Source organism: Thalassovita sp. ABM4_323 (assembly GCF_056158665.1).
The window spans coordinates 1,412,775-1,426,313 of sequence record NZ_JBSWTS010000007.1; the positions used below are offsets into that span (position 1 = coordinate 1,412,775).

Sequence of the window (13,539 nt, forward strand, 5' to 3'; positions counted from 1 at the left end):
CGCGAGAATTAGGTGATGGCCTCCAGCCGGTCCTTGGACAGGTCGCCGGGCACGATGGTGATTGGGACCGGCAGAGCGCCTGCGCTGCGGCTAAGCTGGCTGACCAGGGGGCCGGGCCCTTTGCGATCCGTGCCCGCGCCCAGCACAAGCACGCCAATTTCCGGGTCATCCTTGATCTGGGCCAGGATTTCACTGACGGCCTCGCCCTCGCGGATCACCAGTTCCGGATCGATGTTCTGCCGGCCCCGCATCCATTTGGCGAAGACCTCGTAATGCACCGTGATCCGTTCACGGGCTTCTTCGCGCATGATGTCGGAGACGCCAATCCAGTGATTGAATTCCTCGGGGGGGATCACCGACAGGATCTGCACCCCACCACCCGATTTCGCTGCGCGCATGGCGGCAAAGCGCATCGCGTTCAGGCACTCGCGGCTGTCATCGAGGATCACCAGAAATTTACGCATCGACCGTTCTCCTTAGAGGGGATCATGGCCCAAGCGGCGCGGTGTGGCAATAGATGCGCTTAGTCGCAAAGCGCAGCCGCTGAGATGCCGAACTCTTTGTAACGTAGCCAGAAAGCTTCGTGCCGGTCGTTCTCAGACTGCCGGATTTCCTGCGCCTTGTGCGGGTCACCAAAGAATTTTGCCGCAAAGCGCTGATCAGCGCGCGTCAGGGTCTGATCGGCGACATGCTGGATGCAGCGGCACAATCGCCCCGAGGCCGCCTGGCGCCCCGCCGCGATACAGGCCCGTTCAATCGGACCAGCCTGCGCGACCTGCGGAGCGGTGAGAGTGCCGAAGACCACCAAGAGCCCGGCCAGAATGCGTGTCATGTCCTACTGCCTCGATTGTTGCCCAAGGCCCGGATTTTCCGTTGTCCCCTGAACAGTGCGTTACCTGTCGGCGCAGTATGCCCAAGCGGTCCGCAGTTTTCAACGCATCTGTCAGCGCCCCCGGCGCCGTTTCACGCCACCACGTTGCCCCGGACGGCCAGCGATGGAGCGGCCTGCCTTGGCGGCCGAGGCCTCGACCGCGGCTTCGACGGCGGATTGACGCGCCAGCGGATCATCCGCGATGGCCAGATCCACGGCCTCCAGCCGCTTGATTTCATCGCGCAGGCGGGCGGCCTCTTCGAATTCCAGGTTCTCGGCGGCCTTGCGCATTTCGCCGCGCAGCCCGTCCAGATGAGCCTCCAGATTGGCGCCATGCATCGGCTTGTCGATCTTGGCGGTGACGCGGGATTGATCGGTGTCGCCCTGATAGAGCCCGGCCAGGATATCCTCGACGTTCTTTTTCACGGTTTCGGGCGTGATCCCGTGTTCCTCGTTATAGGCGATCTGTTTGGCGCGGCGGCGGTTGGTTTCCGCCAGCGCCCGCTCCATCGAGCCAGTGATGCGGTCGGCATACATGATCACGCGGCCTTCGGCGTTTCGCGCGGCCCGGCCAATTGTCTGGATCAACGAGGTTTCCGAGCGCAGAAAGCCCTCTTTGTCCGCGTCCAGAATCGCGACCAGTCCGCATTCGGGGATGTCCAGCCCCTCGCGCAGCAGGTTGATGCCGATCAGCACGTCGAACGCCCCCAGCCGCAGGTCCCGCAGGATTTCGATGCGCTCGATCGTGTCGATGTCGCTGTGCATATAGCGCACCTTGATGCCCTGTTCATGCAGGTATTCTGTCAGGTCCTCGGCCATGCGTTTGGTCAGCGTGGTCACCAGCACGCGGTAACCATCCGCCGTCACGCGGCGGATTTCGTCCAGCAGATCGTCCACCTGGGTTTCGACGGGCCGGATCTCGACCTCGGGGTCCAGCAGGCCCGTGGGGCGGATCACCTGTTCGGTGAAGACGCCACCTGTCTGCTCCATTTCCCACGCGGCGGGGGTGGCGCTGACGAATACAGACTGTGGGCGCATCGCATCCCATTCCTCGAATTTCAGTGGCCGGTTGTCCATGCACGAGGGCAGGCGGAACCCGTGTTCCGACAGGGTGAACTTGCGTCGATAGTCCCCTTTATACATGCCCCCGATCTGAGGCACGGACACGTGGGATTCATCCGCGAAAACGATGGCATGATCCGGGATGAATTCGAACAATGTGGGTGGTGGTTCGCCTGGCGCTCGCCCCGTCAGATAGCGGCTGTAATTCTCGATACCGTTGCAGACGCCGGTGGCCTCCAGCATCTCCAGATCAAAGTTGCAGCGCTGTTCCAGCCGTTGGGCCTCGAGCAGTTTGCCTTCGTTCATCAGCTGGTCCAGGCGCTGGCGCAGCTCGACCTTGATGCTTTGGATCGCCTGCTGCATCGTTGGTTTCGGCGTCACGTAGTGCGAGTTCGCATAGATCCGGATCTGTTCGAATTCATCGGTTTTCTGCCCGGTCAGAGGGTCGAATTCGGTGATCGTCTCCAGCTCTTCTCCGAAGAAGGACAACCGCCAGGCGCGATCCTCCAGGTGAGCGGGCCAGATTTCCAGAACATCGCCGCGCACACGAAAGCTGCCGCGCTGGAAGGCCTGATCATTGCGGCGGTACTGTTGCGCGACCAGATCGGCGATCACGGCGCGCTGGTCGTATTCGTCTCCGGCCTTCAGGTCCTGCGTCATCGCTCCATAGGTTTCGACCGAGCCGATCCCGTAAATACAGCTGACCGAGGCCACGATGATCACGTCATCGCGTTCCAGCAACGCCCGCGTGGCCGCGTGGCGCATCCGGTCGATCTGTTCGTTGATCTGGGATTCTTTCTCGATATAGGTGTCCGAGCGCGCGACATAGGCCTCGGGTTGATAGTAGTCGTAGAAGCTGACGAAGTATTCGACAGAATTGTCGGGAAAGAACCCTTTGAACTCGCCATACAGCTGCGCGGCCAGCGTTTTGTTCGGGGCCAGAATGATGGCCGGGCGCTGGGTCTGTTCGATCACCTTGGCCATGGTGAAGGTCTTGCCGGTGCCCGTCGCCCCCAGCAGCACCTGATCCTGTTCGCCGTCCATCACACCCTGGGACAGCTCAGCAATCGCGGTGGGCTGATCGCCCGCGGGATCGAACTCGGAATGCATGACGAATTTCTTGCCGCCTTCAAGCTTGGGACGGGATTTCACGTCCGGCGCCTGAGCGTGCATCATCGGCATGGAAGAATCAGAATGGGCGTGGGGCATGGGTGTCTCCGAAATCTGCCCCAGATTTGATCTGTTTTTGTTCTACTTCAACCCCTGTCCGGCGATTGATTCCCGCAAGAGACACTGTGGAATATTGCCGCGCTCCGCGTCCGCTATGCGGAATAACATGTTAACGTAATGAATTGGTCATAAAGTTTATCCAGTTTGAAATATTTGAACAAAAAGTGGATTGGTTTTGTAATTTCGTAACCGGAATCGCTTGCGAATAGATGCAATTGGCAGGTATGATTCTAGACAGCAAGCAGCAGGCTTGGTCGCCATGGGGTCCGCGTTCACCCACCCCTCGCTCCCTGCGGGCCAAATGGCGACCAACGTCCTTCTTTCCTGGGCAAATTTGCATGGGATACGGACGGTCTGCTCTTGCCGTCCCCCCCTTTTTCGCCGATATATCCAGTGAATAGAGGAGTCACGTCATGCTTGCGCGTATCTACAAACCGGCCAAAACCGCAATGTCCTCGGGGACCGCGAAAACCAAGGACTGGGTCCTGGAATTTGCCCCTGCGTCGGCACGCGAGGTGGATCCGCTGATGGGCTGGACCTCCAGCTCGGACACGCAATCGCAGGTCAAGATGAAATTCTCTAGCAAAGAGGCCGCGCTGGACTACGCCGAAGAGCATGGCCTGGAGGTCACCGTGACCGAACCCAAAACCCGCAAGCCCAATATCCGGGCTGGTGGCTATGGCGAAAACTTCGCCACCAACCGTCGCGGTCCGTGGACTCACTAAGGACGCACTGACTCTTGAAACTCCCCGATGCGCGGGCTAAGCGCATCGTCGGAATGCGGGCCGTTAGCTCAGCTGGATTAGAGCAGGGAACTTCTAATTCTCAGGTCGGGGGTTCGAGTCCTCCACGGCTCGCCACTTTTCAGATCAATCAAAACCCGTGTGTGTGAAAGGCTCGGAGTCATCATCGTCATAGCTCCTTGGAGACAACGAGAAGCGTTTCCGCGGCCAGCTGGGTAAGCGTAAAGACGTAAAGAAAGCTTACGTGACCCTGGAAGAGGGCAACACGATCGACACATCGACCGGTCTGTAAGCTTTAAGCGTTCGTTAAATTGAGAAGCCCCTTGGTGCCAGCCAAGGGGCTTTTTGCATTGATAATGCAATTGTCTGTATCTTAGACTTTGACCTGAACATTCTTATTGTGACTTTTGGTGTCGATCTCTGGAGATCCGGTAAATTGAGCTTTTTTGATGGGCAAACTTCTTTTGAAGGGGTTGAGAGCTTTCTTCTGCTCCAAAATTCGAGCCACGAAGATCCGAAAACCCCTGACCTCGTCGGTTTCGAAAAATTCCGGGACGGTAACTGTTTGGCGTATTGCAATGTCGAAGGCACTAATCCGCTGACGGGTCTTTTTTGGGGTAAGGCAATTCTTGAAGATGGCTGCCATTTTTGGGACTTGCCCGACGACGTGGATTCGGCGGCATTGCGCAGCAGTGTTGGCTGCCATTTGCGCCTGAAAAAAGAGGATTTCGGCTACCGGGTTTCAATGGACCGTTTTGGCCAAGGTTTCGTTTTCTACGGCGAATTTGATGGAACGTTAGTTGTAACAAACAGATTGTTGCTGTTCGCAGAGTATTTTTCAGCCATCGGCAAGAAGTTGTCTTTGGATGAAGGTGCAACTTACATGCAGTTTTTCTCGGAGACCTCGCTTGGGAAGCAGCCGCTGACCCGCAGGTCTGTGTTTGAAGGGATGTTCTGTCTGCGTCCTGGCGAAACTGTCAAATTGGATGCGAAAGCGGGACTTTCGGTTGAGACTTTTCAAGCGAACCGATCAATGATGTCGTTCGAGGAATACAATGACGGCCTGACCCGTTGTGCCGAGAGCATGGCCAACAAGTTCTTCAGGGCGGCCGAGTACTTTGACGAAATCACCGTGTCTCTGACCGCCGGAGTTGATAGTCGTAGTGCGTTTTCTCTTGCGCTTTGTGCTGTTGGCTCGGAACGCATGTCTCGGTTTTTAAACCCGAAAGAGCCGATTGATAGCTTTGGCGCGCATTTTCTTGGCGAGAAGTATGGCGTTCGGCCTGTGACGGACTTTGTCGAGACCGAATTCTCGGACGAAGCCATGGCCAATATGTTGGAAAGGGAACTGGTTGAAAACTTTGGTGTCACCAACGATATCAAGTCTCTGAAGTTAGATATGTTTTTGCCCGATTGCCTGAAAGTAGGTGGCGCGGGCGGAGAAGTGCACCGGACCGCTTATGGCAAGCGATTTGCGGAGTTGCCGTTCTACAGTTTTCCGTATTCCAACGAGACCGGGAAAGAGATGTTTCAACGCCTTTGTTCAGGAAAGCTGAGCAAAGATGCAGAAGCGTTGATGGAGCAGGCCTTTTTGGAAGAGCTTTCGCAACTGCCGGGGGAAACCCTAGCGCAGAGGATGGAAAGCGTTTTCTTCTTTCACGTTAACCGGGCTCATTTTCGGGACAGCCTCACAAAACGCGCCGAAAAAAATGGCATGGCTTTGTCTCCATTGTTGGATGGGGATCTTCTTGAATTGTCTCTTAGGGCGCCTGTGCCATTCAAGAATACCGATCAAGTTCTAAAGGGTCTGACTGAAAAATGGGTGCCGGGTGCTAGTCAGATTGCATATAATAAGGACTTGGCCAAAGAACACAGCTTTGAATGGCGTATGGGACCGCGGGCGCCACTAGCGTCGGCATATGACGTGCCGCTATCCCCATTGGTTTTGTCGAGGTTGGGTCTGGCCGAGAAGGGTTTCGCGAGTGCGTTGGACGCGACGTTGCAGGAAGCGTTGGAAATTCTGACCCAAGCCGGGCGGTTTGGGGATATATTGGAATTTGGAGAGCGAAAGCTGGCGTGGATGAAGACATTGCCAGGGCATAACTATATCGCTGCTTGGCCGTCCCGCCTGGTGCAACTTGCGAAGCTTACAACCTATACGCAGTGACGCATGCGCCACTTTGATTATCGGCCATCTGCTTAAGCAGCTTGCTACCCATACCCATCCCTGCTAAAGACGCGCATCTCTTCGGCCTCGGATTCGTTCCGGGGCCGGTGATTTTTGGAATAAGGGACCTTCGGGGCCCTAGCAAAGCGGCCACCTTAGTAGGGCGTTTCCTGGCGAAAGCTTCCGGGGAACAAACGGGCAGGGGGCTATAACATCGGGTGGGCCGCAGGCCTGCCTCACAAAACGGAAGACAGAAAGCATGGCACTCAAGTCGTATAAACCGACGACGCCGGGCCAGCGTGGGCTGGTTCTGATCGACCGTTCGGAGCTGTGGAAAGGACGTCCGGTCAAATCTCTTACTGAGGGTTTGACCAAGAACGGCGGCCGGAACAACACCGGGCGGATCACGATGCGCCGCAAAGGCGGTGGGGCAAAGCGCCTCTATCGTATCGTGGACTTCAAGCGCAACAAATTCGACGTTGCTGCAACGGTTGAGCGGATCGAATATGACCCCAACCGCACCGCGTTCATCGCACTGATCAAATACGAAGACGGCGAACAGGCCTACATCATCGCACCGCAGCGTCTGGCTGTTGGTGACACGGTGATTGCCTCGGCCAAGGCTGACATCAAGCCTGGCAACGCAATGCCGTTCTCGGGCATGCCGATCGGTACCATCATCCACAACATCGAGATGAAGCCCGGCAAAGGCGGCCAGATCGCCCGTGCTGCTGGTACTTACGCTCAGTTTGTTGGTCGTGACGGTGGCTACGCTCAGATCCGCCTGTCCTCGGGCGAACTGCGCCTGGTGCGTCAGGAATGCATGGCCACCGTTGGTGCCGTGTCCAACCCCGACAACAGCAACCAGAACTTCGGTAAAGCTGGCCGTATGCGTCACAAAGGCATCCGCCCCAGCGTCCGTGGTGTTGTCATGAACCCGATCGACCACCCCCATGGTGGTGGTGAAGGCCGGACCTCGGGTGGTCGTCACCCTGTGACCCCGTGGGGTAAACCGACCAAGGGTGCTCGTACCCGCAACAAGAACAAGGCGTCGCAGAAGCTGATCATCCGCTCGCGTCACGCCAAGAAGAAGGGCCGTTAAGACATGGCACGTTCTGTTTGGAAAGGCCCCTTCGTGGATGCTTACGTGCTGAAAAAAGCCGAAGCAGCTCGCGAGTCGGGTCGCAACGAAGTCATCAAAATCTGGTCGCGTCGTTCCACCATCCTGCCCCAATTCGTGGGTCTGACCTTTGGTGTGTATAACGGCCAGAAACACGTTCCTGTGAACGTCACCGAAGACATGATCGGCCAGAAGTTCGGTGAGTATTCGCCGACCCGGACCTACTATGGTCACGCGGCTGACAAAAAAGCGAAGCGGAAATAAGTCATGGGCAAGGCAAAGAACCCCCGCCGCGTGGCAGATAACGAAGCAATGGCCAAAGTGCGCATGCTTCGCACCAGCCCGCAGAAACTGAACCTGGTCGCCGCAATGATCCGTGGCAAGAAGGTGGAAAAGGCTCTGACCGACCTGACCTTCTCGAAAAAACGGATTGCTCAGGACGTGAAGAAATGCCTTCAGTCCGCCATTGCGAACGCTGAGAACAACCACAACCTGGATGTGGACGAACTGATCGTGGCAGAAGCTTACGTTGGTAAGAACCTGACCATGAAACGCGGTCGTCCTCGGGCACGTGGCCGTTTTGGCAAAATCATGAAGCCGTTCTCGGAACTCACGATCACCGTGCGCCAAGTTGAGGAGCAAGCCTAATGGGTCAGAAAGTAAATCCGATCGGCATGCGCCTGCAGGTCAACCGCACCTGGGACAGCCGCTGGTACGCGGACTCGAAAGATTATGGTGATCTTCTGCTGGAAGACATCAAGATCCGCGAGTTCATCAAGGAAGAGTGCAAGCAGGCCGGCGTGGCCCGTGTGATCATCGAACGTCCGCACAAAAAGTGCCGCGTCACGATCCACACCGCACGTCCGGGTGTCATCATCGGCAAAAAAGGTGCTGACATCGAAGTTCTGCGCAAGAAACTGTCGGCCATGACCGACAGCGAACTGCACCTGAACATCGTCGAAGTTCGCAAGCCCGAGCTGGACGCTCAGCTGGTCGCTGAATTGATCGCTCAGCAGCTGGAACGCCGTGTGTCCTTCCGTCGTGCCATGAAGCGCGGCGTGCAGAACGCCATGCGTATGGGCGCCCTGGGCATCCGTGTGAACGTTGCTGGCCGTCTGGGCGGTGCAGAAATCGCGCGTACCGAATGGTACCGTGAGGGCCGCGTGCCGCTGCACACCCTGCGTGCTGACATCGACTACGCCGCCGCAGAGGCCATGACCCCCTACGGCATCATCGGCATCAAAACCTGGATCTTCAAAGGCGAGATCATGGAACACGATCCTCAGGCTCGTGACCGTCGCGCCCAGGAAATCCAGGATGGTCCCGCGCCCCGTGGCGCTGGCGGCCGCCGCTAAGGAGATCTGAGCAATGCTTCAGCCAAAGCGTACTAAATTCCGCAAGCAGCAGAAGGGCCGTATCAAAGGCCTGGCCAAAGGCGGTTCTGACCTGAACTTCGGTTCGTTCGGTCTGAAAGCCACCCAGCCCGAGCGTGTGACTGCGCGTCAGATCGAGGCCGCTCGTCGTGCCATGACGCGTCACATGAAACGTCAGGGCCGTGTCTGGATCCGTATCTTCCCCGATGTCCCCGTGACCTCGAAGCCCGTCGAAGTTCGTATGGGTAAAGGTAAGGGTTCGGTGGATTACTGGGCCTGCAAAGTGAAGCCTGGCCGCATCATGTTCGAAATCGACGGCGTCGACGAAGATATCGCACGTGAAGCCCTGCGCCTGGCCGCGATGAAACTGCCGGTGAAAACCCGCGTCGTGGTTCGCGAAGACTGGTAAAGGTCGAAAGCGCATCAGCGCTTTCTGGCCAGCGCCAGCCTAGAAAATCAAAACCCCCGTCGAGCAATCGGCGGGGGTTTTCTTTTTGAGTATTTGCAGAGCAAAGAAGTGGGCTTTGCGGTGGTTTAGTCAGAGTGTTGGCGCAAGGGCAGAGGCGCCGCTGCGACTTATTCCCACTTATAGTTAAAGCTGACCGAGACCCGATCGTATTCCGAGCGGTTCAGGGGCACCTCGTGGCGCAGCCAGCTTTCCCAGAGCAGCACGTCGCCCACCTTCGGGGCCATGTAGATGAAGGGTTGCAGGTCGCGCCGGGCGTCTTTGCGCCGGGCCGGGGCGGCCATCATCCGCCCCGATCGGGGGTCTTCCAGTTTCAGCGCGCTGGCGCCGTCGGGCATGGCCACATAGGTGGTGCCGGAGATGACCGAATGGGGGTGCAGGTGTGAGGAATGGGTGCCGCCCTCGGGGAGGATGTTGATCCACAGGTCCTCGAGCACCAGTTTGCGCCCGTCCAGATCGAACTCCAGGTCTTGGGCAAAGGCGGCGACGTGCTGGTCCAGCGATTTGATCAGGTCGTCGAAGATCGGAAAGCGCCAGCCCAGGTCGGTCAGCGAGGCATAGGAGGTATAGCCGGGATAGCCATTGTCCTCGCACCATTGCTGGCCGGCCTCGTCATCCTCGGCGATGGAATAACAGGACGCCTCCAGCTCGTCCGCGTCGATCTTGGGGGCGAACTCGGACAGGGCAGCGCGATACAGGCGGGTGACGAAGAGGGATTCGATCTGGGACATTGAGGCCTCCTGAGGCAGTGATTGAAACTGGTCTGACGTATTTGGCCAGCTGGCTCAAGGGGCCGGAATGGCGCAGATTGCTCAGGGTAAAGGGATCGCGGTCTAAAAGCCCAGTTTTCCCTTGCTCCCAAAGGGCAACCCCCTTATAGAGCGGCATCTCGCGGATTCCGGGTGACCGGGATTTGCGCGTTTGTTTTTGATTCCACCAGAGACTGGGTCACCCGTCATAAGGCGCCCACTGGTGTTAGAAAGAAGGAAATGGCGACATGTCCGCCACTGAACTGCGTGAAAAATCGCTGGACGAACTGCGCGAGCAGCTGTCCACCCTGAAGAAAGAAGCGTTTAACCTGCGCTTCCAGCAAGCAACCGGTCAACTGGAAAACACTGCACGCGTCAAAACCGTGCGTCGCGAGGTTGCTCGTGTCCTGACCGTGTTGAACGCCAAAGCCGCTGAAGCAGCAGAATAAGGAGCCTGACAGATGCCCAAACGTATTCTCCAAGGCACCGTGACCTCGAACGCCAACGAACAAACCGTTACCGTCCAGGTCGAGCGCCGCTTTACGCACCCCGTTCTGAAGAAAACCATCCGTAAGTCCAAAAAATACCGGGCTCACGATGAGAACAACCAATTCAACGTTGGTGACACCGTCCGTATCCAGGAATGTGCACCGAAGTCGAAGACCAAGCGTTGGGAAGTGATCGCCTAAGCTAGCCTTAGACGATCCCGACGCTTATTAGCGAAACCCTGGGGAAATGGACGCTGCATGTCCCCCCATAGGTCGGGAGAAACCAAATGATCCAGATGCAGACCAATCTGGATGTTGCTGATAACTCTGGCGCTCGCCGAGTTCAGTGCATCAAGGTTCTGGGTGGCTCGAAGCGTAAATACGCTTCGGTTGGCGACATCATCGTGGTGTCGGTCAAAGAAGCCATCCCGCGTGGTCGCGTAAAAAAGGGTGACGTCCGTAAGGCCGTCGTCGTACGCACCGCCAAAGAAGTCCGTCGTGAAGATGGCACCGCGATCCGTTTTGATCGCAACGCAGCTGTTATCCTGAACAACAGCAACGAACCCGTCGGTACCCGTATCTTCGGCCCGGTTGTTCGTGAACTGCGTGCCAAGAACTTCATGAAGATCATCTCGCTCGCGCCGGAGGTGCTGTAAGATGGCTGCTAAACTGAAAAAGGGCGACAAGGTCGTCGTGCTGGCCGGCAAAGACAAGGGCAAAGAAGGCGTGATCGCCTCGGTTGACCCCAAAGCCGGCAAAGCTGTTGTGGACGGCATCAACATCGCCATCCGCCACACCCGCCAGTCGCAAACCGAACAGGGCGGTCGCCTGCCCAAGGCTCTGCCGATCCAACTGTCGAACCTGGCTTACCTGGACGCAAACGGCAAACCGACCCGCGTTGGCTTCCGCATGGAAGGTGACAAGAAGGTTCGCTTCGCCAAGACCACGGGGGACGTGATCGATGCTTGATGCTGCAACCTATACCCCGCGTCTGAAGACCCTGTACAAGGACTCGATCCGCGGCGCTCTGAAAGAAGAGTTCGGCTATAAGAACGAGATGATGATCCCCAAGCTGGACAAGATCGTTCTGAACATCGGCTGTGGCGCAGAAGCTGTCAAAGACAGCAAGAAAGCCAAGTCGGCCGTCGAAGATCTGACCGCAATCGCGGGCCAGAAGGCGCTGACCACCGTCGCTCGTAACTCGATCGCTGGTTTCCGTGTTCGTGAAGGTATGCCGATGGGCGCGAAAGTGACCCTGCGTGCTGACCGCATGTACGAATTCCTGGACCGTCTGATCACCATCGCAATGCCTCGTATCCGCGACTTCCGCGGCGTGTCGGGCAAATCCTTCGATGGTCGTGGCAACTATGCCATGGGTCTGAAAGAGCACATCGTCTTCCCCGAGATTGACTTCGACAAAGTCGACGTTGCCTGGGGCATGGACATCGTGATCGCCACCACCGCGAATACCGACGCGGAAGCTAAGGCACTGTTGAAGCACTTCAACATGCCCTTCAACAGCTAAGCGCGGGAGAGAGAATTATGGCTAAAAAATCCATGGTCGAGCGCGAGAAGAAGCGCGAACGCCTGGTGGCTAAATACGCCGCTAAGCGTGCTGGTCTCAAAGAGATCATCAACGATCAAGACAAGCCGATGGAAGAGCGTTTTCGCGCTTCGCTGAAGCTTGCTAAACTGCCGCGCAACAGCTCGGCTGTCCGTCTGCACAACCGTTGTCAGCTGACCGGTCGTCCCCACGCTTACTATCGTAAGCTGAAGGTCAGCCGTATCATGCTGCGGGAACTGGGCTCGAATGGCCAGATCCCCGGTCTGGTGAAATCCAGCTGGTAAGGGAGAGATATTATGAACGATCCTATCGGCGATATGCTCACCCGTATCCGCAACGCTCAGATGCGAGGCAAGTCCGTCGTTTCGACCCCTGCGTCGAAACTGCGTGCCTGGGTTCTGGATGTCCTGGCTGACGAAGGCTACATCCGCGGCTACGAAAAGGGCACTGATGTCAACGGTCACCCGACCCTTGAAATCAGCCTGAAATACTACGAAGGCACCCCTGTCATTCGCGAACTGAAGCGGGTTTCGAAACCCGGTCGCCGCGTTTACATGGGCGTCAATGACATCCCAACAGTCCGTCAGGGCCTGGGTGTGTCGATTGTCAGCACTCCGAAAGGTGTGATGTCGGACGCAAGCGCACGCTCCAACAATGTTGGTGGCGAAGTGCTCTGCACCGTCTTCTAAGGAGGTCTGCAATGTCTCGTATTGGTAAAAAACCGGTCGAGCTGCCCAGCGGCGTTTCCGCGTCGGTGTCCGGCCAGACCATCGAAGTCAAAGGCGCCAAGGCGACCCAAAGCTTCACCGCATCGGACGACGTGACCATCACGGTTGAGGACAACTCGGTTGTCGTCACCCCGCGTGGCAAGTCCAAGCGTGCGCGTCAACAGTGGGGCATGTCCCGCACCATGGTGGCCAACATGGTCACCGGTGTGACGACCGGCTTCAAAAAAGAGCTGGAGATCAACGGTGTTGGTTACCGGGCTCAGATGCAGGGCAATGTCCTGAAACTGAACCTGGGCTACTCGCACGAGGTGAACTTCGAAGTGCCTGCCGGCGTGACCGTCACCGCACCGAAGCCCACCATTATCATCGTTGAAGGTGATGACGCACAACTCGTCGGCCAGGTCGCGGCCAACATCCGCGAATGGCGTAAGCCCGAGCCCTACAAAGGCAAAGGCATCAAGTACAAAGACGAGTACATCTTCCGCAAGGAAGGCAAGAAGAAGTAAGGACGAGCAAAATGGCAAACAGCAAACGGACCCTGTTCCTGAAGCGCCGTCTGCGCGTTCGGAACAAACAGCGGAAAGTGAACGTCGGCAAGCTGCGCCTGTCGGTTCACCGCTCGAACAAGAACATCAGCGTTCAGCTGATCGACGACGTCAAAGGCGTCACCCTGGCATCGGCCTCCTCGATGGAGAAAGATCTGGGCGTGGTCGGCAAAAACAACGTCGAAGCAGCCACCAAAGTGGGTGCTCTGATCGCAGAACGTGCCAAGGCAGCCGGTGTCGAAGAATGTTACTTCGACCGTGGTGGCTTCCTGTTCCACGGCAAGGTGAAGGCACTGGCCGACGCCGCGCGTGAAGGCGGTCTGAAGTTCTAAGCAACTTGTGGAGGGCGCCTGTCGCCCTCCCGATGATCCGGGTTCTGCGCGCATGCCGCGCAGGGCACCAGGATTGAGACAAACGGCGCAGCCGCGCCACC

The 13,539-nt window shown here is 57.4% G+C and carries 20 protein-coding genes, 1 tRNA gene and 1 pseudogene; 18 read left to right on the forward strand and 4 right to left on the reverse strand.

The features are described from left to right. Positions 1-8: 8 nt before the first annotated feature. The 3 genes from ACXADQ_RS09365 to uvrB form a co-directional block, all read right to left on the reverse strand. Positions 9-464, reverse strand: coding sequence for a universal stress protein (locus tag ACXADQ_RS09365; RefSeq protein ID WP_475319379.1), 456 nt, complete (start codon positions 462-464; stop codon positions 9-11). A gap of 59 nt (positions 465-523) precedes the next feature. Further along, positions 524-832, reverse strand: a complete 309-nt coding sequence (locus ACXADQ_RS09370; RefSeq protein WP_475319381.1) for a hypothetical protein — start codon at positions 830-832, stop codon at positions 524-526. A 111-nt stretch (positions 833-943) separates the two neighbouring features. Then, on the reverse strand, positions 944-3,142 hold the full coding sequence (gene uvrB / locus ACXADQ_RS09375; RefSeq protein ID WP_475319385.1) for an excinuclease ABC subunit UvrB: 2,199 nt from the start codon (positions 3,140-3,142) through the stop codon (positions 944-946). Positions 3,143-3,576: 434 nt separating this feature from the next. Here uvrB and ACXADQ_RS09380 point away from each other — a divergent pair, with 434 nt between their 5' ends. The 9 genes and pseudogenes from ACXADQ_RS09380 to rplP all read left to right on the forward strand — a co-directional run bounded on the left by ACXADQ_RS09380 (position 3,577) and on the right by rplP (position 8,975). Beyond that, complete coding sequence (locus ACXADQ_RS09380) at positions 3,577-3,888, forward strand: ETC complex I subunit (protein WP_475319388.1); 312 nt, start codon at positions 3,577-3,579, stop codon at positions 3,886-3,888. A gap of 57 nt (positions 3,889-3,945) precedes the next feature. Next, positions 3,946-4,023 (forward strand) — tRNA-Arg (locus tag ACXADQ_RS09385). Between the two features lie 76 nt (positions 4,024-4,099). After that, a pseudogene (locus ACXADQ_RS09390) lies at positions 4,100-4,198 on the forward strand (50S ribosomal protein L23); the annotation flags it as partial. Positions 4,199-4,342: 144 nt separating this feature from the next. Continuing rightward, complete coding sequence (locus tag ACXADQ_RS09395; RefSeq protein WP_475319392.1) at positions 4,343-6,073, forward strand: asparagine synthetase B family protein; 1,731 nt, start codon at positions 4,343-4,345, stop codon at positions 6,071-6,073. Between the two features lie 259 nt (positions 6,074-6,332). Further along, entirely contained in the window at positions 6,333-7,175 is an 843-nt protein-coding gene (gene rplB / locus ACXADQ_RS09400; RefSeq protein ID WP_475319396.1) for a 50S ribosomal protein L2, read from the forward strand. Positions 7,176-7,178: 3 nt separating this feature from the next. Then, a complete protein-coding gene (gene rpsS / locus ACXADQ_RS09405) occupies positions 7,179-7,457 on the forward strand; it encodes a 30S ribosomal protein S19 (protein WP_009812390.1) in 279 nt (92 codons plus the stop codon). 3 nt (positions 7,458-7,460) lie between these two features. Then, the gene (gene rplV, locus ACXADQ_RS09410) at positions 7,461-7,841 is read left to right on the forward strand and encodes a 50S ribosomal protein L22 (RefSeq protein ID WP_475319402.1); all 381 of its coding nucleotides are present in this window, start codon (positions 7,461-7,463) and stop codon (positions 7,839-7,841) included. After that, complete coding sequence (rpsC, locus tag ACXADQ_RS09415) at positions 7,841-8,548, forward strand: 30S ribosomal protein S3 (protein WP_475319403.1); 708 nt, start codon at positions 7,841-7,843, stop codon at positions 8,546-8,548. The genes rplV and rpsC overlap by 1 nt, the downstream gene beginning before the upstream one ends. Before the next feature lie 13 nt (positions 8,549-8,561). Further along, positions 8,562-8,975, forward strand: a complete 414-nt coding sequence (rplP, locus tag ACXADQ_RS09420) for a 50S ribosomal protein L16 (protein ID WP_420568440.1) — start codon at positions 8,562-8,564, stop codon at positions 8,973-8,975. 167 nt (positions 8,976-9,142) lie between these two features. Here the strand turns inward: rplP and ACXADQ_RS09425 are convergent, their stop codons facing one another. Next, a complete protein-coding gene (locus ACXADQ_RS09425) occupies positions 9,143-9,763 on the reverse strand; it encodes a 2OG-Fe(II) oxygenase family protein (RefSeq protein ID WP_475319408.1) in 621 nt (206 codons plus the stop codon). A 266-nt stretch (positions 9,764-10,029) separates the two neighbouring features. On the opposite strand from ACXADQ_RS09425, the gene rpmC reads away from it, so the two are divergent. From rpmC to rplR, 9 genes are all read left to right on the forward strand, one after another. Then, on the forward strand, positions 10,030-10,230 hold the full coding sequence (gene rpmC, locus ACXADQ_RS09430) for a 50S ribosomal protein L29 (protein WP_475319412.1): 201 nt from the start codon (positions 10,030-10,032) through the stop codon (positions 10,228-10,230). 12 nt (positions 10,231-10,242) lie between these two features. Further along, entirely contained in the window at positions 10,243-10,470 is a 228-nt protein-coding gene (rpsQ, locus tag ACXADQ_RS09435) for a 30S ribosomal protein S17 (protein WP_420568437.1), read from the forward strand. Positions 10,471-10,556: 86 nt separating this feature from the next. Continuing rightward, positions 10,557-10,925 carry a 50S ribosomal protein L14 gene (gene rplN, locus ACXADQ_RS09440; protein WP_005849814.1) on the forward strand — a complete coding sequence of 123 codons (369 nt, stop codon included), beginning with the start codon at positions 10,557-10,559 and terminating at the stop codon, positions 10,923-10,925. Position 10,926: 1 nt separating this feature from the next. Beyond that, on the forward strand, positions 10,927-11,238 hold the full coding sequence (gene rplX / locus ACXADQ_RS09445; RefSeq protein ID WP_475319418.1) for a 50S ribosomal protein L24: 312 nt from the start codon (positions 10,927-10,929) through the stop codon (positions 11,236-11,238). Beyond that, positions 11,231-11,794, forward strand: a complete 564-nt coding sequence (gene rplE, locus ACXADQ_RS09450) for a 50S ribosomal protein L5 (RefSeq protein ID WP_475319421.1) — start codon at positions 11,231-11,233, stop codon at positions 11,792-11,794. The genes rplX and rplE overlap by 8 nt, the downstream gene beginning before the upstream one ends. Before the next feature lie 17 nt (positions 11,795-11,811). Next, positions 11,812-12,117, forward strand: coding sequence for a 30S ribosomal protein S14 (gene rpsN / locus ACXADQ_RS09455; protein WP_420568434.1), 306 nt, complete (start codon positions 11,812-11,814; stop codon positions 12,115-12,117). A 12-nt stretch (positions 12,118-12,129) separates the two neighbouring features. Beyond that, positions 12,130-12,522, forward strand: coding sequence for a 30S ribosomal protein S8 (rpsH, locus tag ACXADQ_RS09460; RefSeq protein WP_475319423.1), 393 nt, complete (start codon positions 12,130-12,132; stop codon positions 12,520-12,522). An 11-nt stretch (positions 12,523-12,533) separates the two neighbouring features. Then, a complete protein-coding gene (gene rplF, locus ACXADQ_RS09465) occupies positions 12,534-13,067 on the forward strand; it encodes a 50S ribosomal protein L6 (protein WP_475319426.1) in 534 nt (177 codons plus the stop codon). An 11-nt stretch (positions 13,068-13,078) separates the two neighbouring features. After that, positions 13,079-13,438: a 50S ribosomal protein L18 gene (rplR, locus tag ACXADQ_RS09470; RefSeq protein WP_475319428.1), complete on the forward strand. Its 360-nt coding sequence runs from the start codon at positions 13,079-13,081 to the stop codon at positions 13,436-13,438. Positions 13,439-13,539 lie beyond the last annotated feature (101 nt).

What these genes read in the sequence shown, in the direction of transcription:
- rpsC (WP_475319403.1), top strand. Translation starts at nt 7,841, where the DNA reads ATGGGTCAGAAAGTAAATCCGATCGGCATGCGCCTGCAGGTCAACCGC.
- ACXADQ_RS09370 (WP_475319381.1), bottom strand. Translation starts at nt 832, where the DNA reads ATGACACGCATTCTGGCCGGGCTCTTGGTGGTCTTCGGCACTCTCACC.
- rplX (WP_475319418.1), top strand. Translation starts at nt 10,927, where the DNA reads ATGGCTGCTAAACTGAAAAAGGGCGACAAGGTCGTCGTGCTGGCCGGC.
- rplB (WP_475319396.1), top strand. Translation starts at nt 6,333, where the DNA reads ATGGCACTCAAGTCGTATAAACCGACGACGCCGGGCCAGCGTGGGCTG.
- rplE (WP_475319421.1), top strand. Translation starts at nt 11,231, where the DNA reads ATGCTTGATGCTGCAACCTATACCCCGCGTCTGAAGACCCTGTACAAG.
- rpsH (WP_475319423.1), top strand. Translation starts at nt 12,130, where the DNA reads ATGAACGATCCTATCGGCGATATGCTCACCCGTATCCGCAACGCTCAG.
- rplF (WP_475319426.1), top strand. Translation starts at nt 12,534, where the DNA reads ATGTCTCGTATTGGTAAAAAACCGGTCGAGCTGCCCAGCGGCGTTTCC.
- rpmC (WP_475319412.1), top strand. Translation starts at nt 10,030, where the DNA reads ATGTCCGCCACTGAACTGCGTGAAAAATCGCTGGACGAACTGCGCGAG.
- rplV (WP_475319402.1), top strand. Translation starts at nt 7,461, where the DNA reads ATGGGCAAGGCAAAGAACCCCCGCCGCGTGGCAGATAACGAAGCAATG.
- rplP (WP_420568440.1), top strand. Translation starts at nt 8,562, where the DNA reads ATGCTTCAGCCAAAGCGTACTAAATTCCGCAAGCAGCAGAAGGGCCGT.
- rpsS (WP_009812390.1), top strand. Translation starts at nt 7,179, where the DNA reads ATGGCACGTTCTGTTTGGAAAGGCCCCTTCGTGGATGCTTACGTGCTG.
- rpsN (WP_420568434.1), top strand. Translation starts at nt 11,812, where the DNA reads ATGGCTAAAAAATCCATGGTCGAGCGCGAGAAGAAGCGCGAACGCCTG.
- rpsQ (WP_420568437.1), top strand. Translation starts at nt 10,243, where the DNA reads ATGCCCAAACGTATTCTCCAAGGCACCGTGACCTCGAACGCCAACGAA.
- uvrB (WP_475319385.1), bottom strand. Translation starts at nt 3,142, where the DNA reads ATGCCCCACGCCCATTCTGATTCTTCCATGCCGATGATGCACGCTCAG.
- rplN (WP_005849814.1), top strand. Translation starts at nt 10,557, where the DNA reads ATGATCCAGATGCAGACCAATCTGGATGTTGCTGATAACTCTGGCGCT.
- ACXADQ_RS09425 (WP_475319408.1), bottom strand. Translation starts at nt 9,763, where the DNA reads ATGTCCCAGATCGAATCCCTCTTCGTCACCCGCCTGTATCGCGCTGCC.
- ACXADQ_RS09365 (WP_475319379.1), bottom strand. Translation starts at nt 464, where the DNA reads ATGCGTAAATTTCTGGTGATCCTCGATGACAGCCGCGAGTGCCTGAAC.
- rplR (WP_475319428.1), top strand. Translation starts at nt 13,079, where the DNA reads ATGGCAAACAGCAAACGGACCCTGTTCCTGAAGCGCCGTCTGCGCGTT.
- ACXADQ_RS09380 (WP_475319388.1), top strand. Translation starts at nt 3,577, where the DNA reads ATGCTTGCGCGTATCTACAAACCGGCCAAAACCGCAATGTCCTCGGGG.